22 protein-coding genes, 1 tRNA gene and 1 pseudogene are annotated in these 23,485 nt (G+C 58.5%); 13 read left to right on the forward strand and 11 right to left on the reverse strand.

Translation table 11 applies throughout. The features are described 5' to 3' along the window. Positions 1-240: 240 nt before the first annotated feature. Positions 241-1,341: a DUF6575 domain-containing protein gene (locus ACLH0H_RS07430; protein WP_323156804.1), complete on the forward strand. Its 1,101-nt coding sequence runs from the start codon at positions 241-243 to the stop codon at positions 1,339-1,341. Positions 1,342-2,265: 924 nt separating this feature from the next. On the opposite strand, the gene ACLH0H_RS07435 is transcribed toward ACLH0H_RS07430, so the two are convergent. From ACLH0H_RS07435 to ACLH0H_RS07450, 4 genes are all read right to left on the reverse strand, one after another. Then, a complete protein-coding gene (locus ACLH0H_RS07435; RefSeq protein WP_411382382.1) occupies positions 2,266-3,858 on the reverse strand; it encodes a hypothetical protein in 1,593 nt (530 codons plus the stop codon). A gap of 87 nt (positions 3,859-3,945) precedes the next feature. After that, positions 3,946-4,911 carry an arsenic resistance protein gene (locus ACLH0H_RS07440; RefSeq protein WP_411381534.1) on the reverse strand — a complete coding sequence of 322 codons (966 nt, stop codon included), beginning with the start codon at positions 4,909-4,911 and terminating at the stop codon, positions 3,946-3,948. Positions 4,912-4,952: 41 nt separating this feature from the next. Next, positions 4,953-5,264: a type II toxin-antitoxin system RelE/ParE family toxin gene (locus ACLH0H_RS07445; protein ID WP_411381535.1), complete on the reverse strand. Its 312-nt coding sequence runs from the start codon at positions 5,262-5,264 to the stop codon at positions 4,953-4,955. Further along, a complete protein-coding gene (locus ACLH0H_RS07450; protein WP_076951640.1) occupies positions 5,251-5,445 on the reverse strand; it encodes a stability determinant in 195 nt (64 codons plus the stop codon). The genes ACLH0H_RS07445 and ACLH0H_RS07450 overlap by 14 nt, the downstream gene beginning before the upstream one ends. Positions 5,446-5,721: 276 nt before the next feature. Between ACLH0H_RS07450 and ACLH0H_RS07455 the strand changes: the two genes are divergently transcribed. Further along, a complete protein-coding gene (locus tag ACLH0H_RS07455) occupies positions 5,722-6,135 on the forward strand; it encodes a hypothetical protein (protein WP_411382383.1) in 414 nt (137 codons plus the stop codon). A 155-nt stretch (positions 6,136-6,290) separates the two neighbouring features. Here ACLH0H_RS07455 and gabP read toward each other — a convergent pair whose 3' ends face one another. After that, positions 6,291-7,682, reverse strand: coding sequence for a GABA permease (gene gabP, locus ACLH0H_RS07460; RefSeq protein WP_307387697.1), 1,392 nt, complete (start codon positions 7,680-7,682; stop codon positions 6,291-6,293). Between the two features lie 555 nt (positions 7,683-8,237). Between gabP and ACLH0H_RS07465 the strand changes: the two genes are divergently transcribed. The 5 genes from ACLH0H_RS07465 (at position 8,238) to ACLH0H_RS07485 (ending at position 12,443) form a co-directional block, all read left to right on the forward strand. Further along, positions 8,238-9,011 carry an ABC transporter ATP-binding protein gene (locus ACLH0H_RS07465; RefSeq protein WP_076951637.1) on the forward strand — a complete coding sequence of 258 codons (774 nt, stop codon included), beginning with the start codon at positions 8,238-8,240 and terminating at the stop codon, positions 9,009-9,011. A gap of 13 nt (positions 9,012-9,024) precedes the next feature. Further along, on the forward strand, positions 9,025-9,777 hold the full coding sequence (locus ACLH0H_RS07470; protein ID WP_076951636.1) for an ABC transporter substrate-binding protein: 753 nt from the start codon (positions 9,025-9,027) through the stop codon (positions 9,775-9,777). 74 nt (positions 9,778-9,851) lie between these two features. Then, complete coding sequence (locus ACLH0H_RS07475; protein WP_076951635.1) at positions 9,852-10,547, forward strand: ABC transporter permease; 696 nt, start codon at positions 9,852-9,854, stop codon at positions 10,545-10,547. A 38-nt stretch (positions 10,548-10,585) separates the two neighbouring features. Beyond that, on the forward strand, positions 10,586-11,275 hold the full coding sequence (locus ACLH0H_RS07480; protein WP_411382384.1) for an ABC transporter permease: 690 nt from the start codon (positions 10,586-10,588) through the stop codon (positions 11,273-11,275). Then, entirely contained in the window at positions 11,256-12,443 is a 1,188-nt protein-coding gene (locus ACLH0H_RS07485) for a methyltransferase (protein ID WP_411381536.1), read from the forward strand. The genes ACLH0H_RS07480 and ACLH0H_RS07485 overlap by 20 nt, the downstream gene beginning before the upstream one ends. A 241-nt stretch (positions 12,444-12,684) precedes the next feature. On the opposite strand, the gene bcsQ is transcribed toward ACLH0H_RS07485, so the two are convergent. Both bcsQ and ACLH0H_RS07495 read right to left on the reverse strand, forming a co-directional pair. Beyond that, a complete protein-coding gene (bcsQ, locus tag ACLH0H_RS07490; RefSeq protein ID WP_411381537.1) occupies positions 12,685-13,617 on the reverse strand; it encodes a cellulose biosynthesis protein BcsQ in 933 nt (310 codons plus the stop codon). Between the two features lie 263 nt (positions 13,618-13,880). After that, on the reverse strand, positions 13,881-14,285 hold the full coding sequence (locus tag ACLH0H_RS07495) for a hypothetical protein (protein ID WP_411381538.1): 405 nt from the start codon (positions 14,283-14,285) through the stop codon (positions 13,881-13,883). A gap of 198 nt (positions 14,286-14,483) precedes the next feature. Between ACLH0H_RS07495 and ACLH0H_RS07500 the strand changes: the two genes are divergently transcribed. The 6 genes and pseudogenes from ACLH0H_RS07500 (at position 14,484) to ACLH0H_RS07525 (ending at position 18,199) form a co-directional block, all read left to right on the forward strand. Further along, positions 14,484-14,559, forward strand: a tRNA-Thr gene (locus tag ACLH0H_RS07500). Positions 14,560-14,772: 213 nt separating this feature from the next. After that, on the forward strand, positions 14,773-15,930 hold the full coding sequence (locus ACLH0H_RS07505) for an ATP-binding protein (RefSeq protein WP_411381539.1): 1,158 nt from the start codon (positions 14,773-14,775) through the stop codon (positions 15,928-15,930). A gap of 198 nt (positions 15,931-16,128) precedes the next feature. Further along, positions 16,129-16,230, forward strand: a pseudogene (locus ACLH0H_RS07510) (NYN domain-containing protein); the annotation flags it as partial. A gap of 66 nt (positions 16,231-16,296) precedes the next feature. Then, positions 16,297-17,154, forward strand: a complete 858-nt coding sequence (locus tag ACLH0H_RS07515) for a DUF5677 domain-containing protein (RefSeq protein ID WP_411381540.1) — start codon at positions 16,297-16,299, stop codon at positions 17,152-17,154. 113 nt (positions 17,155-17,267) lie between these two features. After that, positions 17,268-17,507, forward strand: coding sequence for a CopG family ribbon-helix-helix protein (locus ACLH0H_RS07520; protein ID WP_411381541.1), 240 nt, complete (start codon positions 17,268-17,270; stop codon positions 17,505-17,507). 407 nt (positions 17,508-17,914) lie between these two features. Beyond that, the gene (locus tag ACLH0H_RS07525) at positions 17,915-18,199 is read left to right on the forward strand and encodes a DUF3077 domain-containing protein (RefSeq protein ID WP_411381542.1); all 285 of its coding nucleotides are present in this window, start codon (positions 17,915-17,917) and stop codon (positions 18,197-18,199) included. A gap of 65 nt (positions 18,200-18,264) precedes the next feature. On the opposite strand, the gene pelG is transcribed toward ACLH0H_RS07525, so the two are convergent. Genes pelG through ACLH0H_RS07545 form a run of 4 tightly spaced genes read right to left on the reverse strand, consistent with a single transcriptional unit; the run spans position 18,265 to position 23,481 of the window. After that, complete coding sequence (gene pelG / locus ACLH0H_RS07530) at positions 18,265-19,635, reverse strand: exopolysaccharide Pel transporter PelG (protein WP_411381543.1); 1,371 nt, start codon at positions 19,633-19,635, stop codon at positions 18,265-18,267. Continuing rightward, positions 19,636-21,150: a GT4 family glycosyltransferase PelF gene (gene pelF / locus ACLH0H_RS07535; protein ID WP_411381544.1), complete on the reverse strand. Its 1,515-nt coding sequence runs from the start codon at positions 21,148-21,150 to the stop codon at positions 19,636-19,638. Continuing rightward, positions 21,147-22,136 (reverse strand): HEAT repeat domain-containing protein, encoded by a 990-nt coding sequence (locus ACLH0H_RS07540; RefSeq protein WP_411381545.1) that lies wholly within the window; start codon positions 22,134-22,136, stop codon positions 21,147-21,149. Before ACLH0H_RS07540 ends, pelF begins: the two co-directional genes overlap by 4 nt. Continuing rightward, the gene (locus ACLH0H_RS07545) at positions 22,114-23,481 is read right to left on the reverse strand and encodes a PelD GGDEF domain-containing protein (RefSeq protein ID WP_411381546.1); all 1,368 of its coding nucleotides are present in this window, start codon (positions 23,479-23,481) and stop codon (positions 22,114-22,116) included. Before ACLH0H_RS07545 ends, ACLH0H_RS07540 begins: the two co-directional genes overlap by 23 nt. Between the last annotated feature and the right edge of the window lie 4 nt (positions 23,482-23,485).

A 23,485-nucleotide genomic window follows, 5' to 3' on the forward strand; every position in this document is an offset into this window, starting at 1 on the left:
GGTGTGCTCCTGCTGGGGGCTATCGATGTACCTGACATACGACCAAAGCGTAGTAGCATTTAAGCACGTAGAGAGAAGCTTCAAGATGGCGCGCAAAAAGCTGGGGGATCACGTCGCCTGCATCTCGATTACCCCTGCTCACGGCGTTTGCTCTCCGGTTGATAATCATGGTCATTTCGATCTCCACCCGTACGCTATGGCGAACCTTAACGCCAGTGTGACAAGCGTGGGCCCAATCCCATGAAGCTACCATCCATCATCGGAGAGAAACTCGAGCCAAAGTTCTTCTCAAAGCACACTTGGAACGCCGATCTCATAGAATTTGAAGGTCCAATGCTGAGTCTCTATCGGGACGAGCAAGGGCAAGATTTGCTTTACGCATGGCTGGACTGCACAGAAAACACCAACCGTTGGGGCGTTATTCCCATATCCCGGGGAAATTTGAGGGGCTATCTTGAACTTGAGGTTACCCTTCGAGAGATATTCATTAGCTCCTCATGGATTGCCGTCTTCAGCACTGGAAGTTCGACCAAACGCCGAAACTCCGCCAAAAAGACCACTTACGCACAGCTCCCCGAGGTGTACCTACCTGACGCGGACTCCTTCCTAACACCAGAGATCGCCACCGTAGCTGCGTCCAAGCTCGCCGAAGAGGTGAGCGAAGAGTATTTTCTTGGCTTGGACGGCGATATGTACATTGACGACATAGCCGCAATACCTCGCATATATCAACAGCTGTATTCGTTTCATTACGGCCTCGAGCACCTGCACCGCCCGGCAATCCAAAGTACATTGGGCCGGCTCGCAGGCAACTGGACTGGCGGGTTCAGTGCGGTTCATCTTTTCTCAGGGCTTAATCAAGTAACACCTTCGATCCATCGAGCACAAGTTGTAGAAATGCGCTACAACTCGCCGGGTCATATTAAGCTCGATCTACTACCGAGACTTGCACAACAAATCGAGATATCCGCTCGACAGCTTAGCGATAACGACGCATTTATAGCCTTGGAAGAGTTCTACGCCTCGACCTACAGATACTTCAAAGAAAACAACATAAACGGCTTCGATGACGAGGGCGACAGCATTAGCCACACGCTACCGCCACAAGTCATCCAGAGACTTGATGAGCTCGTTACTTTTTTCTTTAGACTGATGCACTGGGGCGACTATAGATCGCAGTTCGGGGAGCTTCAAATAGACTCTCTACACCAGCTTCGAGCACTATTGGCCTACTATCGCAGACTGCGAAAACTAAAACCTTATCTTGATTCGGATAAGCTTTTCTTAGGGATAAGTAGGCTAACAAATACTCCCCCAAATACAACTCCACCAGAGGTCTAACTTTTCCGAGCAGATGCTCTTCTCATAGCCCGCTGAACAGCACTAAGCCCAACGCAAGCTGTTCGGCGGCACCACCGAATCTCAAGAGCACTCGAATTGGGCCAGACTGCCAAACCCTGCGATTAGATCGTCAGTCACCCCAATCCAGAGCGTCACAATGATTACTCGTTCTTCTCCTGCGGTCACTCCGATGGACCTGCCGACTGCAAACGTCCATACCTTTGGTAAGGCACCGTTGAATTCGCTTGGCTTTCTCTTTGCTGTTAGCACCGCCTTTATAGGCAACTTACTCTTGAGCCTTTTCGGTGCCATCTCGCTGACGACGAAGACAAGCCTCATAGTCTTTCCATGCAACCGGTGCGAGCGTATCCAAGAACAAGCCGTTGCCCGCTCCCAGCATTCTCGACGCCAAGGAGTCACCAGACGCACTTCGTTGGGTTAAAAACTGATGTGAAGTCAGCGAATCAAGGGAGACGGGTCTGACTTCTTTCTCATTAATGATCGCACTGAGTTTCTGCCAGTCAGCCTCTATGAACTGTCCCACCAGTCTTGCGGCGACTTTCGGAAGGAAGGGTTGGTATCTCTCGATTGCCAGAGGTACACAGCATGGGTACACTTCGATCTTGTCAGACCCCGCAAAGGCCTGATTTTACTGGGTTTACGGCACTGATGCCCGTGTCGGCGGTTCGATTCCGTCTCTGGGCACCACTAATTAGTTTCAGGTGGTGCGAATGCCGCCTGAACCAAACAAGAAACCCGCCTGGTGCGGGTTTTTTGTTGCCCGAAATTTGACTTATCCGTGTGGTGATTTCGAGATAATCGCTCCGCCTCCCAAACCCTTGAGGCTTATTGCGCAAGGGCTGCAGCGCAGGCTTTTCGAGATAACACTTTGCTCGGTTAGAGAAGCCCAGCATCCCCCCTCATCTACTCAAGCAGAAACACCCACAAAGGGTTGTCATTCAATCGCCCTTTGAACGTGGGCGTCAGATGCTCCAACGGCGCACCCTTCAAAAGTGCGGCTTGCTTGCTCGCCACAATCACCCATGACGGTCGTGGCAGTGTCTTCAACCGCTCAAGCGCATTGCCCCCGATAAACACCGGTTGCTCATCATGATCCAGGTTCATCATGTAGCGCACCGCCCAGGTATCCCGGCCCAAGTCGACAAACACCAGCGGCCCAGGCGTGGCGCAACGCAGTGCTTCTACCTGGCCGACAAACTGCCGGGTATCGAACTGCAGATCCTTGGCCGGCTCCACAACCGTCACCAGCAGTAACCATTGGGCCAACAAGGCGATCAGGCTGAGCCACACCAACCGCGCCGCCTGACGCCAGGCGAACAGCGCAGCCACTTGCAGCACCAGCAGCACGCCCATCAGCAACGGCAGCGAAACGTCAGGCCAGTAACCGTGCTTCTGCCAACCGTGCCGACAGACCAGCAGTGCAACCGCACACAACGCCGGCAGCGCAGCGACAAGCATTTCGTAGCAACGGCGTACGCCCGCGAACCAGCCTTGCACCTGAAGCAGCCCGTAGGCCGCGACAGCCGCAAACATCGGCACCATCGGCAGGATGTAATAGGCGCGCTTGAAGTGCGGCACCGACAGCCCGAGCAAAATCATCAAGCCGCAGGCACCGAGGCGCGCCACCAATTGCACATCGCCCTCGAACCGCTGGGACCAGCGATGACGTAGCGCAACCATCGTGACCAGGGCCAATGGCACCACAGGAAAGTAGCGGTACAAACTTAATTGGAAATAGAAATAGAACGGCTCGCCGGTTTCATCGAGGCGCCCGCCCACCTGCATCTTGAACACCTCATCGGCGAATGCATCACCCCCACTGATACGCGCCAGTTTCACCAGCAGCCACCAACAAGCCGCCAGTAACACCAGACCGATGATGCCGTGAGTCAACACTTGCTTGACCCGCTCTCCAGGCTTGCCCAGCGCCCAATACACGCACACCACCCCGCAAACCTCGATCAGCCCCAATGGCCCGCGTATCGCAAAGCCCAGGACGAACAACGGGAACACCGCAAGCCGCCTCAAGCCCCCGCCGCTGTGCAGCAGGTAAAAACTGCCGATACACAGCAACGCCACCATCTGGTCCAGGCACACCGAGCGAGATTTTTCCAGCAGTTGAGTGGTGAGCAAGGTCAGCAGCACGGTGAGCAACGCCCACTGGCGATTTGCGGGAACCAGCAAGCGATAGATCAGGGCAACAACCCCGGCGGAGGCCAGGGCGGTGGGCAGCACATTCGCCAGGTGGTTGGGCGCGCCGAACAGCCGGGCAAATAGGTAACTCAGAGACGTCGCGGTGCCCGGATAGTCGGCATAGGGCTCGCCGTAAGTGGTAGGAAAAAAGCTCGCACCGTGGCGAAACATTTCCTGCAGGAACAGCGCCCAGCGTCCGTCAAACCCTTGGGGCTGCTGATTCCAGATCCCCAGCGTGAACAGCAACAGGGCAAACAGAAAAATCCCGAGGGATTCCAGGCGAAAACGGTTGCGATGATCCATCGGTTGACCTGCCAGGTAGAGGACGCCGGCATATGGTGCCAACCGCCCTCCTGTATAGCGCCTGAACGGAACTGAAGATTCACAGGCTCAGCGATCTGCGGGCCATATCCACCGTGGGATCAACCGAACGTAAATCAACTCGCCCACCAGTTCGACCAGGGTTTGCAGGATCACCGCCGCGGCCGCCACCCCACGCACATCCTCGGGCAGCGCCAATGCCAGAGGCAGCACCACCAGTGAATTGCGTGTGGACGCGCTGAACGTCACCGCCCGCGCCGTTACCGCCGGGAGCGCGAACAACCGCGAAGCCAGCACCCCCATCAGCGGCGCCAGCAAAAGGAAACCGACGTACACCGGGATCACCGGCAGCAGCAAGTTGATATCCCGTACCACCGAAGTAATTTGCGAGCCGATTACCACGAACAACACCAGCGCCATCGCCGGCACCGGCAGCCACGCCCAAGCGTCATTCCAAACACTGACGAGCGATGACCGCCGCGCCATGGCAGTCGTGACCACCGCCAGGATCATCGGTATCACGATCAACAAAAGGAACGCCTCGACAAAAGGCCCCGCCGCCACCACCACTTCAGATTGCGCACCGAGCATAACGCTCAGATAGACCGGCAACAGCGCCAACTGCAGCAGCAATAGCACGGGCGTCGCCGCCAACATCAATCGCGAATCACCCTTGCCGATATGGGTAAACACCACCACGTAGTCGATGCACGGGGTCAGCAATACCAGCAAGGCCCCCACCAGCAACGCAGGCCGCTCCGCAAGGCCGCGGGTCAAGACCCACACCAGCAACGGCACCAGGATGAAATTGGCCAGCAGCAACGCTGATACAAAGCGCTTGTTGCTCAAGCCCTGGCGCAAGTGCAGAAACGGAATTTGCAGGAACATGGCATACATCAGCACCGCGATGGAGGGCGTGATCAATGCGCTGAGGTGGTGAGCAAAGAAAGGCGCGAGCAGGCCCAAGGCGGCAGCCAGGATGACGGCGCAGAAATAGAGGGGAATCTGGTTGTGCTCGAGGGTGTCGCGGGTCATGAAGACACTCTAGTGGGCAGCAAAGGTGCAAGCCTATGTATCTACTGGCAGGAGGTCGAGTGGAACGGTGCGGTCAAAGTCGAGGGAAATTCCTGGCGCGTATGCAACACCGTCAGGATTTCAACCTGCTCAATCACTCGATAGACCACCAAATAGTTCGGATGAACAACCATCTCCCGAGTGCCTGACAACCTGCCTTGCTTGAATCCGTAAGGCATCGAAGACAAACCTTCGGTGGCCGTCACAATGGTACAGTACAAAGAAGTGGCGGAAGCTGGGTTGTACTGCTCGATGTAGTCAATAATTTCGGTCAGGGCGATGATAGCCTCAGGTCGCCATTTAACGAGCAGCACGACGAGCTTGACGCCTCTCTTCTAGCATTCTCTCGACTTCGGCCATGGCTTCATCATGCGGAATACTGGGCCGAGGATCATCAATTGAAGCCTGCACCTTGGCGCGAAACCAACGGTCGTAGCTGGCAGCCTGCTCTTCTGTTTCAAACTCTGAAACGATGGGAGAAAGGGGGATACTCATAGAGACCTCCGTAATAGGTGCCTGCCAGTTTAATCTGTCCATGGGTCGCTGTCGTTTCTCTCGGATGTATGGCGCCGAAGATTAGATCGCCAGTTGAAGCCGCTACAAGTACTGGCAAATTAGCGAAGTGTTACCAAGAAAAACATACGGCGCAGACTCAATAATGATGAATCGCGGTGACGCTTGGCGAATGGGCCCTTGCACAGATTCCCTTGGGATTTCCCCCAACCTGCGCTTCAATACCCCATCCAGATCCAGACCCAGGACCTCAAGCCCATGGCTTCGCCGAACAAGCAGCAAAAACGTGCCCACCGGGCAAAGGCCAAGGCCAAGCAGAACCGTACCCAGCGCACCGTGGCGGCCAAACCGGATGCGTTTGCCGGCGACGACAGCCGCATTGACCTTGAGTCAGTGGATTTGACCGAGCTGTTCTTACAGATGCGCAGCGCAGGCGAGATCAGCCAGCAGGCCCTGTGCGCCGTGTTCCTGGCCCACCCGTTGCTGGCGCTGGTGCTGGAGCAGGAAGGCGAAGAGGAAGCCACCGACTTTATCCTGGCGGCGTTGATCGAGTATCGGCAGTGGGCCACGGATACCGATGATGAAGCCGCCGCGCTGGCGTGGATTGAATCGCCGGAGTTTCAAGCGGACTACGTTGCGGCGTCTCAGGCGCTGGCAAGCGTTCAAGATTGACGCGAAACCAAATGTGGGAGCGGCGGTGCGACGATTCGACTTGCTCGCGAATACGGAGTGTCAGTCGCCAGACATACTGACTGATACACAGCCTTCGCGAGCAAGCCCGCTCCCACATTTGAACTGCGGCGCAGCAAGCACCGCATTTCATTACTTCAGTTCAGTACTGCAGCGCCCACCCTCTGGGCCTTGCGCCGACTGGATACAAACAACCCCGCCAGCACCACCAGCAAGCTCAGTACCCCAGTCGCGATAATCTCGACCCGGTGCGCTTCCTGGAACAGCATGATCGTCAACGTCCCCACGATGAACACCATCACCGCATAGGTCAGGCCGGGGAACAGCCACATCTTGAAGACGATCTTCTCGCCCGCCGCCACACGCTTCTGGCGCATGCGCAGTTGCGAAACCGCGATGACCAGGTACACGAGCAACGCGATAGCGCCGGAGCTGGCCAGCAGGAATTCGAACACCGCCGCCGGCGCCACGTAGTTGGCAAACACCGCCAGGAATGCCGCGCCGGTAGACAGCAACACCGCCCAGTAAGGCGTGCCGCTCTTGTTGGTGCGCTTGGCCACGGCCGGTGCATCACCGCGACGGCCCAGGGAGAACAGCATGCGCGAAGCGGTGTACAACGCCGAGTTCAGGCAACTGGTCACGGCAACCAACACCACCAGGTCGACGATCAGCTTGGCATTCGGAATGCCCATGCGTTCCAGCACGGTCTGGTAGGAACCTACGGCCGCCAGGGTCGGATCGTTCCACGGCACCAGGGATACGACGATGAAGATCGACAGCAGGTAGAACAAACCAATCCGCCAGATCACCGAGTTGGTGGCCTTGGTGATCTGCTGGCCGGGGTTCTTCGATTCGGCGGCGGCGATGGTGACGATCTCGGTGCCCATGAAGGAGAACATGGTGGTCAAGATCGCAGCCAGTACCGCGCCCATGCCATTCGGCATGAAGCCTTGGGTGTCGAACAGGTGCGAAACGCCGCTGACCTGGCTGGTCGGCAGGAAGCCGAAAATCGCAGCCAGGCCCAGGATCACGAACCCTACGATCGCCACGACCTTGATCAGCGCGAACCAGAACTCGAACTCGCCGTAGTTCTTCACGCTGAACAGGTTGGTCGCCGTCAGCAGCAACGTGATGATCAGGGTAAAGGCCCAGATGGCCACATCCGGGAACCAGGCATGCAGGATGGTCGCGGCGGCGTTGGCTTCCAACGGGATCACCAGGACCCAGAACCACCAGTATAACCAGCCGATGGTGAAACCGGCCCAGTGACCGATCGCACGGTCGGCGTAGGTGGAGAACGAACCGGTGTCCGGCGACGCCACGGCCATTTCGGCCAGCATGCGCATCACCAATACCACCAGCGTGCCCGCAGCGGCATACGCCAGCAGCACGGCCGGGCCAGCGGCAGCAATCGCGTGGCCGGAGCCGACGAACAAACCGGCACCGATAACGCCGGCAATCGACAGCATGGTGACATGACGCGGTTTGAGCCCCTGTTCGAGGTCATTGGAGCTTTGCGTACTACTCATTGACACACCTTTACGAGGAATTGCGAAAACGGTTCGCCCGGCTTGGTAGCTTTCTCGTGAAAAGAAACCAACAGGGCGTTCTTTATTTTTTACGCAAGATTTGCGCCAAAATGTTTCAAAGCCCCAATGGGCGTGGGCTGTAGGACGTTTCGGCACACATCGCAACTCGTTGATAATAATGGCATTCCGCTATAGCGTTACCGTCCTCCCCACTTTCAAGACGAATAAACGCACCATAAACACACACAAAAAGTACGTGACGCTTCATAAAAGGGCTGATACGCACCGTTTGCCCGGTTAACCCTTCCAACACCCGGCCAAAGCTGGCACCATCGCGCCCTTTTTTACGCGAAGCCGGCGGTTTTCCAGGTTCAAACGGTTGTTCGGTTGTTGATGGCGCGACACGCTGCTGTGCCGATGCGACACCCCGCCGCACACCACCTGTTTACCGCCGGCCGCGCTGTTGGCTGCCATCCGGACGCTATGCTAGCTTGGCGCCTCGCCAGGAAGGCGGACCAACAGCGACGATCGCAACGAACACAATGAGGACCGCACATGGCCCAGGCCACGCCCGCGCTTGAAATCCGCAACTTGCATAAACGCTACGGTGAGCTGGAGGTACTCAAAGGTATCTCGCTGACCGCTCGCGACGGCGACGTGATCTCGATCCTGGGTTCCTCCGGTTCCGGCAAGTCCACCTTTTTGCGCTGCATCAACCTGCTGGAAAACCCGCACCAGGGCCAGATCCTGGTGGCCGGCGAAGAACTCAAGCTCAAGGCCGCGAAAAACGGCGAGCTGATGGCCGCCGACGGCAAGCAGATCAACCGCCTGCGCAGCGAAATCGGTTTTGTGTTTCAAAACTTTAACCTGTGGCCGCACATGAGCATCCTCGACAACATCATCGAGGCCCCGCGCCGCGTGCTCGGCCAGAGTAAAGCCGAAGCCATCGAAGTGGCCGAAGCCTTGCTGGCCAAGGTCGGCATCGGCGACAAGCGCCACGCCTACCCCGCGCAATTGTCTGGCGGCCAGCAACAACGGGCGGCCATCGCGCGCACCCTGGCGATGCAGCCCAAGGTCATCCTGTTCGACGAACCCACTTCGGCGCTTGACCCGGAAATGGTCCAGGAAGTACTTAATGTGATCCGCGCGCTGGCCGAAGAAGGCCGCACCATGCTGCTGGTCACCCACGAAATGGGCTTCGCCCGTCAGGTGTCCAGCGAAGTGGTGTTCCTGCACCAGGGCCTGGTCGAAGAGCAAGGATCGCCACAGCAGGTGTTTGAAAACCCGCTTTCGGCGCGCTGCAAACAATTCATGTCCAGCAACCGCTAACGGAGCAACATGCATGCAGAACTATAAAAAATTCCTTCTGGCCGCGGCCGTCTCGATGGCGTTCAGCGCCACGGCCATGGCAGAAACCTTGAAAATGGGGATTGAAGCGGCCTACCCGCCCTTCAACAACAAAGACGCCAGCGGCAACGTGGTCGGCTTCGACAAAGACATCGGCGACGCCCTGTGCGCCAAGATGAAAGTCGAGAAGTGCGAAGTGTACGTGTCCGACTGGGACGGCATCATCCCGGCCCTGAATGCCAAGAAGTTCGACTTCCTGATTTCCTCGCTGTCGATCACCGATGAGCGCAAGCAGGCCGTCGACTTCACCGACCCGTACTACTCCAACAAGCTGCAGTTCATCGCGCCCAAGGCCACCGCCGACTTCAAACCCGACGCGGATTACCTGAAGGGCAAAGTCATCGGCGCACAACGTGCGACCCTGGCCGGTAGCTACCTGGAAGACAAGCTGCCCGACACCGAAGCCAAGCTGTACGACACCCAGGAAAACGCCTACCTCGACCTGACCTCCGGTCGCCTCGACGGCATCCTGGCCGACAAATACGTGCAGTACGAATGGCTCAAGAGCAAAGACGGTTCGGCCTATGAGTTCAAGGGCGACCCGGTTGTAGAAAGCGACAAGATCGGTATCGCCGTGCGCAAGGGCGACCCACTGCGCGAGCGCCTGAACAAAGCCCTGGCAGAGATCAAGGCGGACGGCACCTACAAAAAGATCAACGACAAGTACTTCCCGTTCAGCATCGAATGACCTGAACGGCATGCCCGGCGCGCTCCTTGGGGCGCGCCGGCTTTTTGCACTGCCTGCCGCGATATGAAACCACCATGAATTTCGATCTCTACGGATTCGGCCCGGCGCTTGCCGCTGGTGCGCTGATGACCGTCAAACTGGCGCTCACGGCTTTGTGCCTGGGGCTGGTGCTCGGCCTGGCCGGGGCCTTGGCCAAGACGTCGCCTTACAAGCCGTTGCAATGGCTTGGCGGAGCTTACTCGACCCTTGTTCGCGGCATTCCCGAATTGCTGTGGGTGCTGCTGATTTACTTCGGCACCGTCAACCTGATGCGCGCCCTCGGTGAGTTCTTCGGCTACCCCGACCTTTCCCTCAGCGCCTTCGCCGCCGGGGTGATCGCCCTGGGCCTGTGCTTTGGCGCCTACGCCACGGAAGTGTTTCGTGGTGCGATCCTCGCCATTCCCAAGGGCCACCGCGAGGCCGGCGTGGCGCTGGGGCTGTCGAAGGTGCGGATTTTTACCCGTCTGATCATGCCGCAGATGTGGCGCATCGCCCTGCCCGGCCTGGGCAACCTGTTCATGATCCTGATGAAGGACACCGCGCTGGTGTCGGTGATCGGCCTGGAAGAAATCATGCGCCACGCGCAGATCGGCGTGACCGTGACCAAGCAGCCGTTCACCTTCTTCATGGTCGCCGCGTTCATGTACCTGGGGCTCACGGTCCTGGCCATGACCGGCATGCACTTTCTGGAAAAACGCGCCGCCCGCGGCTTTGCAAGGAGCACCCAATGAGCGGTGACTACAGCTGGCTGGCGCATTTCGACCTGGGCTTGAACTGGGCCGTGATCATCAAGTGGCTGCCCAAGCTGGCCCAGGGCGCGACGTTGACCCTGGAGCTGGTGGCCATCGCAGTGATCGCCGGTCTGCTGCTGGCGATTCCCCTGGGCATCGCCCGCTCCTCGCGCCGCTGGTACGTCAGCGCCTTGCCCTACGCCTATATCTTCTTCTTCCGTGGCACGCCGCTACTGGTGCAGCTGTTCCTGGTGTATTACGGGCTGGCGCAATTCGATGCCGTACGCGAGAGCTTCCTGTGGCCATACCTGCGCAATCCGTTCTGGTGCGCGACCGCCACCATGACCCTGCACACCGCCGCTTACATCGCCGAGATCCTGCGCGGCGCGATCCAGGCCATTCCGCCCGGCGAGATCGAAGCGGCGCGCGCCCTGGGTATGTCCAAGCCCAAGACGCTGTTCTACATCATCCTGCCGCGCGCCTCGCGCATCGGCCTGCCGGCGTACAGCAACGAAGTGATCCTGATGCTCAAGGCCAGCGCCCTGGCCAGTACCGTCACCCTGCTGGAACTGACCGGGATGGCGCGCACGATCATCGCGCGTACCTACTTGCCCGTGGAGATCTTCTTCGCGGCCGGCCTGTTCTACCTGTTGATGGCCTACATTTTGGTGCGCGGCTTCAAACTGCTGGAACGTTGGCTGCGCGTCGATGAATGCCAGGGACGTTGAGGCACGCTTCCAGGCGCTGGATGCGTTTCTGATCGAGCATCAGGGGCTGTGGAAACCACGGCCCTTTACGCATCGGCATCTACCCTGGGAAACCGAACATCCCGATCTCGCCGTCTGGCTGCGCCAACGTTCGTTGGCCGATGCAGAAACCAGTCACAACCAACCCCATGACCTGCCGGCACCCGCTCCTTTTCCACAACTTGCCGCCCAAGCCAGACAACTCAGCGCTGTGGATAAATTGCCGACGCAACCGCTGGCACCCGCGCGCCATCGCCTGAACGTCGATGTGCCCGGCCGCAAATGGCAGCAGATCGAAGCCTTCGGTGCCGCGCTGCAATTTGCGCAAACTCCCACGCATTGGCTGGACTGGTGCGCCGGCAAGGGCCACCTGGGTCGCCGCCTGCTGCAAGCCGGTCAAGCGCTGACCTGCCTGGAATATGACGCCGCGCTGATCGCCACAGGCCAAGCCTTGAGCGAACACCACGGCCTGCCCGTCACCCATCGCCTGCAAGACGTGATGGCCGACGTGGCTATGACCGCCGAACATACGCCCGTAGCGCTGCATGCCTGCGGCGACCTGCACGTGCGCCTGCTGCAACTGGCCAGCGCGGTTGGCTGCAAACAGTTGGCGCTGGCGCCCTGCTGCTATAACCGCATCAACGCCGACACTTACCAACCCCTGTCCAACGCCGGCCGCGCATCGCACTTGCAGTTGTCGATCGATGACCTGGGCCTGCCGCTGAGCGAAACCGTCACCGCCGGCAAGCGGGTGCGCCAACAGCGGGACATCTCCATGGCCAGGCGCCTCGGCTTCGACCACCTGCAACGCGAACTGCGCGGCCTCGACGAGTACCTGCCCACGCCGTCCCTGCCCGCCAGTTGGCTGGGCATGCCCTTCGCCGACTACTGCCGTGAACTGGCGAACCTCAACGGCTTATCCACAGGCGAGCAGAATTGGTCAACGCTGGAGGCATACGGCTGGCAGCGCCTGGCCGAGGTCAGGAATCTGGAATTGGTGCGTGGGCTGTTTCGGCGCCCGCTGGAGGTGTGGCTGGTACTGGATCGGGCGTTGTTTCTTGGCGAAAACGGCTACAGGGTTGAAGTAGGCAGCTTCTGCGATTGCGCATTGACGCCGCGCAACTTGATGGTGCTTGCCGAGCGCGATTAAAGGGCGAAATTGTCGCACCGCAGCCTGTGGATAACTCTGTTGATGGAATCTCTAAGGAACCTGAAGTTACGTGCATTCCAGGCCGAAAGCCAGGCTGGTCATTTTTTGTTCATAAAATAAAAGGCACGTAAAACAGTCAGTTGCAAGGTGATGAGAACAGCTCCACAAAATGGTTGTTTCGTAACATCTCCATCCAACCAATTGTGCATAAGCATCTGGCAATAAGCGTTTAAACCGCGCCTCAGAAGCGTTTTTTCAACGCTTTGACGACACGGCTTAGGTAGTTGATATCGTCCACTGCCAGACTGATCGCGCGAACATCCAGCGGGTCTGCGCGGCAAGCCTGGGCTTCGCTGATGGCCGTATCGCCGTGCACTTCCAGCGGCACGGTCCCCAGACGCTGCTTGAACGCTTCGACCATCTCCAGTTGGATAGCATTGCCCTCATCCAAATGGTTGATCACAAAATGCACAGCAGGTGCGCGCTCGCGCTCAAGGTAGGGCGCCAGCAGGCCGTCCAGTTGACCCAGCGTGGCCAGGGACGCGGCATCGGCCCGCGCAATAACCAGCACACCGTCGGCCAGGTTCAACGCCTGATGGAAGTAGACGTTATTACCGGCAGGTGTATCGATGATCACCGTTTGGTGCTCACCCAGGCGCAACCCTGCCAATTGTTGCGCCAGCCAATCCGGCTCGCGCTTGAGCCAGCCCTGCAGGGTTTCCTGCTGCTGGGTATCGGTATCGCCGAACGGAATCACCTGGGCCCCGGCAAAACCCGCCTGCCGACAATGCGCCCACTGCGTATTCTGCAAGCTGGCGCGGCCGATGCCGGGCACACTCGAGTCGAGGCCGAGGTGGTGACACAAAGCGTTCTGCGGATCCAGATCCAGCGCCAGCACCGACTCGCCTTGGCGCTGCATAGCGCTGCTCAATGCCATGACCAGAGAACTGCGCCCCACACCGCCATTGATCGATACCAACGCCACGACTTTAGCGCGCACCGCAGCGCCTTCTAATGGCTGGGATTGCTCATCAGTGCTGGCGCTTGGCGGGGGAAACACAGCGCCATCATTTACCGGAACACTGCCAAAGAAATGCAACCGCGCATCCAGCCCACGGGCATCTCGAGTGACACGCTTGCCGAACAACGCAAGCAGTTCGTCAGTAAGGCTCATGATCCAGACTCCAACACGACGCAGCGTAAAGACGTGAAGGGTCGGCAAGGGAAAGGCTTGCCGCAGGTCTTTTGGTTTTCTGGCGTCTCTGTGTCCGCATTTTGTGACAGCGAAAACAAAGTGTCATTAATTTGATGACGTTACCGCAGCATTTTTAGACCGGCGGAAAACAGTCAAATTAATGACTTGATCTAATGCCATAATGATGGCGTTTTAAGCCTGTAAATCGGGCGCTTGAGCCCGATTCCAGCCCCCGAAACGGCCTAACCGCGAATGCGGTACTCGGTGAACTCATAATCGCCCTGGCAATCGCTGGTCGGATCGGACGCTACGCTCACGTAATGCACGGTGTCCGGGTCCACCAGTTTGTAGGTATAGATATCCGGCGACGCCACGCCATCGGTGCGCAATTCATTCTTGCCATTGGCCGCCGCCCACGTGCCCTGCTCAGTCTGGATCACCTGAGTCTGCTGCGCATCGCGGAAGAACGTGATGGTGAAGCGGCCGTCCGGCTTCAGGTTATTGGTCCACGACAGGAACTGACACTTGCCGGTCTCCGTGCGCAAGCCCTTCCAGGTACCGACCAGAGCCGGGTCGTTGGCGGGCTTGTGGGTGGAACACGCGCTGAGGGCGGTGACCATGAGGATGAGGGACAGAGTCCGTTTCATAGGAAGCTTCCTTTAGTTGCAGTGGCGGGATGAGAATGCCTTGAACACGCCGTGTAGACGGCGGGCTGACAGAGTGTAAATCCTACCGCGTGGCGAGGAAAAACGGATCAATGCGAAAAAACCTCGGCTTCTGCAAAAATAGTCAGAATTCAGGGGTTTACAGAAGCTTGCCAATCGCTATAATCGTCGCCCTAACACGCCGGTATAGCTCAGTTGGTAGAGCAACTGACTTGTAATCAGTAGGTCCCGGGTTCGACTCCTGGTGCCGGCACCATATAAAACGAAGCCCTCGTAGAAATACGAGGGCTTTGTTGTTTCTGGGATGTTCATAGTCCCAACTGCCCTCCTGGCTTGGTTCCCTCAGCCTGTCCGCACCTGCAAAACCTGAGCAGTTGCCGACTTCTGTACCAATGATTCAATTTTTGAGCTTTATGCTAAATTATGAACTGGCAATAATTATGGCGTATCCATAAAAAGGGGTAATTGCATGAGCAGCATATTTCAGCGCCCTGAATTGGCTGAAACAATGGCGAACCAGCTCCTCAATCCAGGCGTCCTCGATGAAGGTCTACGCTCAGGCCTTTTTCTGTCTGGCCTGCGCCGTACAGGTAAAACAACATTTCTGAGAAACGACCTTATCCCAGCCCTGGAAGCAGCAGGTGCATTGGTGATCTACGTCGACCTCTGGAGCGACACGCTGGCCAATCCGGCAACGCTCGTGCACAACGCCATACACAAAACGTTGAAAGACCTGCAGACACCGGACTCCTCGGTGCTGGAAGTACTGAAACGAGTCAGCAATGTCGACGTTGGCGCAGCAGGATTCAAGTTCGGCTTCAAACTCGACAGTATTGGCACCAGCGACGGCCCGACCTTGGCGCAAGCGCTGACCGAAGTCGTGGACCAAGCCAAGACCAACCTCGTACTGATCATCGACGAAGTGCAACACGCCATTTCCTCCGACGATGGCAACCAATTGCTCCTGGCCCTGAAAGCTGCCCGTGATGCTATCAACCCGCGTCCAGATACACCGGGCCACTTTTTATTTATTGGAACCGGCTCTCACAGGGCGCAAGTCAGCGAACTGACCGCTAAACGCAACCAGGCATTTTCTGGCGCCACATCGGCAGCCTATCCGTTGCTGAACGGTGCCTACGTCAAGTTCCTGCTCAACCGGCTTGCCATGACGGTAAAAAAGGAAAAACTCCCCTCCTTCGAAGTGGCCGTTGAAGCCTTTAATACACTGGGGAACAGACCCGAGGAAATGTTGAAAGCGTTGCGCCAACTCCTTCAGCAGGAAGGCGATCCCGATCTATTCCTCCCCGTCATCGCCAGCACCTTACGCTCGGCAGCGGCGAGCATTGAACTTGAAAAAGTCGAACAGATGGGCAGCCTGGCACAAGCGATTTTCAACAAAATTGCGTCTACCGAAGGCGATGCTCGCGGAATTTTCTCCACCGACGCAGCGGCAGAGTATTCGAAATCAGTAGGGAGAGAGGTGCGGGTTGAAGAGATTCAACCGGTGGTGATTGCGCTGGTCGCAGAGAACATCATCATGCGCCGCGGGCATGGGATTTATGCGATTACGGATCAGTTTGTTCAAGAGATTTGGCTGGAGGAACGGGCGTTGATTGAGGGGAGTTAGGGCGGATCCCAACGCGTGATTCGTGTCCGGCGGCTCGCACGATCACAGAGCTTAGAGACTGCTTAGTCGTTGACAGCGATGATAGCTATGGCATTATCAGCGCACTACTCAGCCCCGTACGCAGCGATTCAGTTCGCTGGCCGTTGGGGTGAAAAAACCGGCCTCTGGGCCGGTTTTTTCGTTTCTAAGGATGGCATCTTGCGTACAGACTGCTTTGTAGACGGTTACAACCTATTTTACGGCCTACTGGCAGGCACCCCATACAAATGGCTTGATCTCCCCTCTCTTTTGTCCCATATGAGAAACGCGCCGCGTCAGCCCAACCGATACACTGTATGAACATGACGATAGCGAGAAGGTGCGTGTATGCCGTATGAACGCATGGAAGAACTTGAGAGGGAGTTCGGTCTTCTGATTTCACTCATGGCAGAAATGATCACTGCGCAGGCGATGCAGCATGATCCGACAGCCCCTATCCCCGGATGGATGTTCAGTCAGCATAACCTGGCAAAAAAACTCTTCCGTCAGATGTGTTCCGCGCGATCTTTACTGGAACCCTCTCCATTTCAAAATCAAAACATCCCGCCCCGCAGCTTCATTGACCACTCTTCAGTAGCCGTTCTAACGCGCTCATCGCTTGAGAACTATCTAGTAATGACGTGGCTTCTCAGCGGTGGAAATAAATCGCTACAAGAGTTCCGACATAATGTCTGGGAATACTGCGGGTGGAAAAAGCGAAGCAAGATGGCAGCCACCACCGATGACGCTCGGGCAGCCCGAGAGACAGCCGAGGAAGATGCAGCTGCTTTGTGGCCGCTGATCCAGAACTCTCTGCACTTCCAAAACTACGCTGAGCCCCAGCGAGAACGCGTGCGTAAGGGTGACTGGGGTGTAGGCTGGCACTGGAACGATCTGGCAGTAGACGCGGGCTTGCACAAAACCTTCTTCACCTCGATCTATCCCTTCTTAAGCGGCCATGTACACAGCGATTTCATCGGTGCGCTTCAAAACGGCCAAGCGATCACGCTGGAAGATCAGTACATGCTTGGCTCGGGTAACCTACAGGTTATTCTCATGCTAGCGGGGCACTTCGCACATCACTATGCGAGCTTGTTTCCCCCGGCCAAGAACGTGTTGTTTCATGCGGGTGAAATACGAGAAATCGCGGAAAAATGGAATTTCCGCGCTGACGATATGGACTTTCTTTACCGACCGAGAGAATGAACTGTTCTTGTAAAGCCTTCAGGGCACCAAGAGGCCATCTTATGAGGCGGTTTTTTCGTCTAGGTTTAAGCTATCAGCATACTCGCATACCGCTGATGCATCGGAGAACCGACATGGCCTTGCCAGACTTATCTTTTTCTGCTGACTCTGAGCTTCTCAGCGAACTGAACCAACTCATCCTCATGACCGGGCGAGATCGTGAATACCATTTGCGAAGGGCCGTGGATCGCTATGTCAGTTCCGAATTAGCTCATGTCCAAGCAGTACAGGAAGGGATTCAAGATGCGAAAGCGGGAAACGTGACGAGCCTTGAAGCGGTGAAAAACAAATGGACTGCTCAATCGATAAAATAGAGGATCCGCTTTCTCACGGCCGGCTGAGATTATGGGTAGCCCATAATTAAGGCTAACTCATAAAAGAATAATCAACGGCACATTCTTAGCGCTCTGAACAGCTCGCACAACAACAGATCAACTTTCCCGATTGCTCCCCACGCCCCACCACGCTACTCTCCCCCCGTCGCTGCCAATTCAGCGATCGGGCCTGAGAACCCGGCAAGATGCAGGCGCACCAAGCGCCCCCAAAACCCGATTTGCAGGCGTTTTTTTTCGTCTGGTAATTCGTGCAATGGCGGCTGTGCGTGGGAGACCTTCGGGTCTGCCGGGTTCCTGTATCTCCGGTTTCTCAGCCTGCGCACAGCTGCCACCCATTCGCCTGAGAACGAACGTGGTAGCTCTCACTTGATATGGGAGTTTTATCTATGACCGCTCCAACCCCGTCCACCCTAACCACCCTCGGCGTCACCCCCTTCTCTTTCCACTCCTACCAACCCCTGTTCCGCGTCAACAGCGGTGTTTCCCTGCACGAAGCCTTGCACCACGTGTCTGATCTTCTCCACGTCGCCAAGCTCCTCGCAGAAGACGCGGCGATGACCAAACAGACCGACCGCTACGCCTGGGCCTCCCACTACCTGCAAGAAATGAGCAAAGCGGTAATCGACGATGTAGTGAAGGTATTGGAATCCCCCTGCAACACCCAGCAATAACAGCCGCAAAAAAAGGCACTTGCCGCCAGCCGACAAGTGCCTTTTTTTCACTTCAAAAACCGCAATCAACGCGACAACATAAATGTCTCGTACTCCAAATCCTCCAGCGCCGTCGATAACCGCGCCAGCCCCAGCAATACGCACACCAGCAGCGACAGCGTAAACCCATACCCAAAGAAGCTAGGCCCCAAGTGCATGCTGAGCAACGTCAGCCCGGCGTTAAGCACAGCAAACAGCACGCACAACTCCAGCACCACGCGGCGTTTGTCGAGGTAGAAAAATACGTTGAGCAGCGCCATAAACACCACCTGAATACTCACGCCGATCAAGTCAATGTAGAACAGCGGCAGGTAGTAGCTCGAGATGCCCAGCCAGTCCAGTAGCCGCGGCGCGAAGAGGAACAGCAGCACCACGGTGAGGCCCTGGACTTTGCAAATTTCCAGCAGGCCCTGGCGGATGGACAGGGTCATTTCGGTTTTCAGCGAGCCGATGTGCTGCAAGGTTTCGCCGTCGCGGATGGCGCGGAAGAGGCGGTCGTACCATTCGGCGAAGTCGGTTTCGATGCGTACCAGGAACACGGCCATGCCGGGGATGATCGCCAGGTAGGCGATGAAGATCGGCATGTCGTACAGCAGCGACGCGCGCAGCGGGCCGATGACGCTGCTGGAGGTGGCGGGGTTGAACCAGAACAGGATCTTATCGACCCAGATGCCGAAGTTGTAGAAGAACCCGGTGACCAGCAGGCTCAGGAACACGTTGCGACGGTCGAGGAAGTCAAACGCGATGAGCTTTTCGGCGCGGTATTCCCGAAGGATGTCGTAGAGGTACAGGAACAGCAGCGTGCTGTGCCCGATCAGCAGCGCCAGCAGCAGGCCGGGCATTTGCAGGAAGCTCAGCAGGTAGGCGCTGGCGACCATCAGCGAGTAGCCCACCAGCATCACCAGGAGGATGCGGTTATATTTTTTCATCCCCGACAGGAAGATGATCACCAGCCACAGGTTGCACAGCACCACGAAGTTGGAGAGCACCAGCACGCGGTAGATCAGTGGCTGATCGAACAGCACCGCGAGCAGGATGATTCCCAGGACCCCGGCGCCGATGGTGACCAGCAGCAATATGCCCAGCAGGTTGGGCAGGATTTGCTCGTAGTTGCGCTGGAACAGCTGGTCGGACACAAACCGGGTGAAGAACAGTTGCAGGCCGCCCGTCAGGATCAACGAGCTGGCCATGAGGTACGTCACCGTCACCAGAAACTGCCCGACCAGTGAGTTGGGCAGCATCAAGCCGAGGCTGATGATACCCACCAGCATCACGCTGATGATCGACAGCACCCACGGCCCGGAGCTGATCAACCCGGCATAGACGTAGGCATGCAGGGTGGCGGTGTACGAGTCGCGCGACAGGATCTTGCGCAGTTCAAAGCCAATACCGGCCATTTAGCTGTTCTCCATGGCTGCCTGGTACAGGTCGCGGTAGCGCTGCAGCATCAAGGCTTCGGTGTAGTAACGGTTGACTCGCGCCAGGCCGGCGGCCTGTGCGGCCTGCCAGCGTTGCGGGCTGCGCAGCAGTTCGAGGATGGCGGTGGAGGTGGCCTGTGGGTCGGCAATCGCGACGACTTTGCCGGCGATGCCCAGGTCACGGTCTTCGGCGCTGCCGCCCTCGATCAGCTCGCGGCACGAGCCGACGTCGCTGCTGACCACCGGCGTGCCGGCGGCCCAGGCTTCGAGGATCACCAGCGGTTGCGCCTCGCTGATCGAGGTCAGCACCATCAGGCCGAGCTGCGGCAGGATGTCCTGGATGCGCTGGAAGCCGAGGAAGTGCACCTTGCCTTCCAGGCCCAGGCTGGCCATCAGGCTGCGGCATTCGCTGACGTACTCCGGGTCTTCTTCTTCAGGCCCGACGATCCAGCCTTCGACCTCAGGCATGGCGCTGATCACGCCGCGCATGGCCCGCAGGAAGGTTTTCACGTCCTTGATCGGCACCACACGCCCAATCAGGCCCACGCGCGGGGCAATGCCGGGCTCGCGGTTTTCGAAAACGCGGTTCCACTGCGTCAGGTCGATGCCGTTGGCAATCAGCTGCGTGCGTGCAGGGTCGGCGCCGTCCTTGATCTGGCGCTGACGGTTGCCGTCATACAAGGCAATGATGTTGTCGGCGCTGTTGTAGGCCAACTGGCCGATGCGCTCGAAGTAGCGCACCCACAAGGTCCGGATGTAACCCGAACCGCCGTCGAGGCTGCGGTTCAGCGCCTGGCCGGAGCTTTCGGCGATCCACGAGGCCTGGGCCAGGTCGATCTTGCGTTCCTTGGTGTAGATACCGTGTTCGCTGAGCAGGTAGGCGCAGTTCCAGCGCTGCTTGAGGATGCAGCCCAGGAGTCCGGCGTAACCGGTGGAAATCGAATGCAGCACCCGCGCCCGCGGCATCTTGCGCGAGGCCTCGGCCAGCATCAGCAAGGGCGACTGCAGCGAACGCAGGGTCCAGAAATAGTTGACGAAGGACGGGTCGGCGCAGTGCTGGCGATAGCCTTCGCTGAGGGTCTCCCAACTGGCGCGGCTGCGCAGTACATCGTCGAGGGTGATGTCGCCATTGGCGATGCAGTCGAGCAGCTTCTCGCCCAGCTCACGCTCAGGCAGGTCGGGATGATGCAGGAAACGATAGAGGTCAGCCAACTGCTGCGGGTTGGCTTCGCGCGGTGTACCGCGCAGGTTCGTGGGATGGGTCGCATCCTCCAGGAACACCTCTTCGATGTGCAGCACGTTGGCCGGCACGTCGTAGCGGCGCGTGGTATACGCCGAGCGCTGGCCGCCGATGAACATCACCGAAAAGGTCAGCTCTGGCAAACCGAGGATCATCTGATGGATCCAGCTCGACACGCCGCCGCGCACGTAAGGCCAGGTGCCTTCGAGCAGCAGGCAGATGTCTGCAGTGGGTGCTTCTTGCTTGCGAATCATTCCCAGCTCCTCACCAACTCAGCGAACGGTGGCCGCTGGCGGGTTTTCTCGGGAAGGCTGGAGAGCAACCCGGGGATTTCTTGATAACGACCGGCTTCGAACGCCAGTTCCGCGCGAAACGGTAAGACCTGGGCCGAGCCCATGCCGTTTTCTTCGGCCAGGCGCAGCAGCTCTTCGGCGCGCTCGTTCTCGCCGCGCTCCAGTGCGATGCGGCCGGCCAGCAGGAACAGCTCACCGCCCTCGCCCGCCGCCAGGCCTTGCTCGGCGTGCTCGCTGGCTTGATTGAGCACGTGGTCCAGCACGCTGCCTTGCGCCAGGCCCAGGTAAGCCAGTTCCCAGTACCAGCGCGCGAGCATGCTATGGACCGGGCCGGCGGTGCGCGTACTGACATTCACCAGTTGCTCAAGAGCCATCTGGATATGCAGGTTGATGTCGCTTTCCTGCTTATCGAGCATTGAATAGGCGAGCAGGCGTACATCGTCGCTGGGGTCGGCGAGCGCCAGCTTGAGGATCGGCACCGCTTCCTTGCCCGGCATGCGCCGCGTAGCCAGCAAGGCAGCCAGGCGCTGATCCGGGTCCGGCGCGTGGCGCAGCACATCCTGCAGGCCGCCGTCAGCGAAGATCGGCTTGTGCAGTTGCAACTGCGCGCGGTAAGGCAAGCCCGGTATGCCCACGGCCTGCCAAGCCTGTTTATCGCGTTTGCGCGGCAAGTACAGCGCTGGGAAAATCGCCATCACCACGCCCAGGGTGCCAATGACCGGCACGAAAAACGCCAGGCTGAAGATGAACAACGGGCTCCACGGCAACGGCTTGCGGTAGCGCTCCGGCAGCAACAGCCACACCGCCGCGCACAGCATCAGGCAGGCGAACCCGTGGCTGAAGGAGAAGACCAGCAATTGGTGCACTTGAGGCGCATCGAGCCACAAACTGGCCCAACTGCCCGCCTCTAACAACAAGGCTCCGCTAAACAGCCACTTGCTGATCATTCAAGCCACACTCGTTGTAAAGGAAGTTACGCAGCCCGTTGCGATCACAGCCAGGCTCCAGGTTGAAAGGCATGACCCGTACGCCCAGGCTGTCGAAGTCGCTGTCGATGCCGAAATGCTCATGCAACAGCAGGCTGATGCGTGCCAGGTAACCTTCGGTGCCTTGCGGGCCGGTCAACGGCAACAGCACCAGCAGCACGTGGTGGTCGCGGCTGTTGCGCACCGGCAAGTGCAGGTCCAGGCCGCGCTGGCTGCGCTCCATCAGGCGCGTCAGCTCGTCGTTGGTGCGCGTCATTTCGAATGCGAACAGCCCGGCCGGCAAGGTGTGTTGCTCCACGTCCACCAGCGAGCGCTTGAGTTGCAGGGTGAACTGCTGCGCGTCGGCATCGGCCAGTTGCAGCACGTGCGGGTCGCGGCGCAGCAGGTCGGCGATGTGGCCGGCGAGCAGCGACAGCAGGCTCAGGGTGCGGTCCTGGAACGCGAAGAACGGCATCTGCCGAACCGCCAGGATCGCCAACAGGCGGCCTTCGGCGTCGATCAGCGGAATGCAGGCCTGCAACGAGGAAAACTGCGCCGAGTTGCCGGAATCAATCAGTTCCTGACGCACGCTGACCAGCTCACCGCGCTCAAGGCACAGTTTGATCAGGTCATCTTCAGGGTCCAGCGGGCCCATCACACCAATCATGGCCAAGGCGTGCGGCACCACATGTTTTTCGCTGTCGTCGACGCGGTACAGGCCGGCCACGCGCAATGCGCCGTACTGGCCGAGCATCGCCACGATGGGTTCGGCCAGCGCGCTCAGCGCATCGCCTTCGACCGGCATGCCGCGCAGTTTTTCACGCAGGCCCAGCAAGGAACTGCGCAGGCTTTGGTCACTGCCGGCCACGCGCTGTTCGAGCAGGTCATGGGAAACCCGCAGGATCTGATGGGCACGGGTGAACTCATCAAGACGATACTGACGGTATTCGTTAGCCATCTGCAGCCGTTCCAGGCGACGCACCCACAGGTCACGCACCTCACCGACCAGCATCCCGCACACCAGCACACCGACGATAAACGACGGCTCGATCTGGCTGTACCCCTCATGCCCGCTGCTGCGCAGGGCAAACAGCACCGCCACCAGCACCACCGCACTGAGCAGGCCGCGAACAAACCCGTACCGCACACCCAACAGCAGCGGCGCCAGGATCGGCCACGGGAAACCCGCGTGCATCTGCATCGGGTCTTCAGGCGTCAGCCAGAAGCCGAGCCCGACTGCCAGGCCCGTCACCAATAACGTTTCCAGCCAAGACACCGGGCCGCTGGCGCGAGGCGCCAGGCTGTAATCCATGTGTGGAGAATTCATTGCG

This window comes from Pseudomonas sp. MPB26, from assembly GCF_046605355.1.
GTDB lineage: Bacteria > Pseudomonadota > Gammaproteobacteria > Pseudomonadales > Pseudomonadaceae > Aquipseudomonas > Aquipseudomonas cedrina.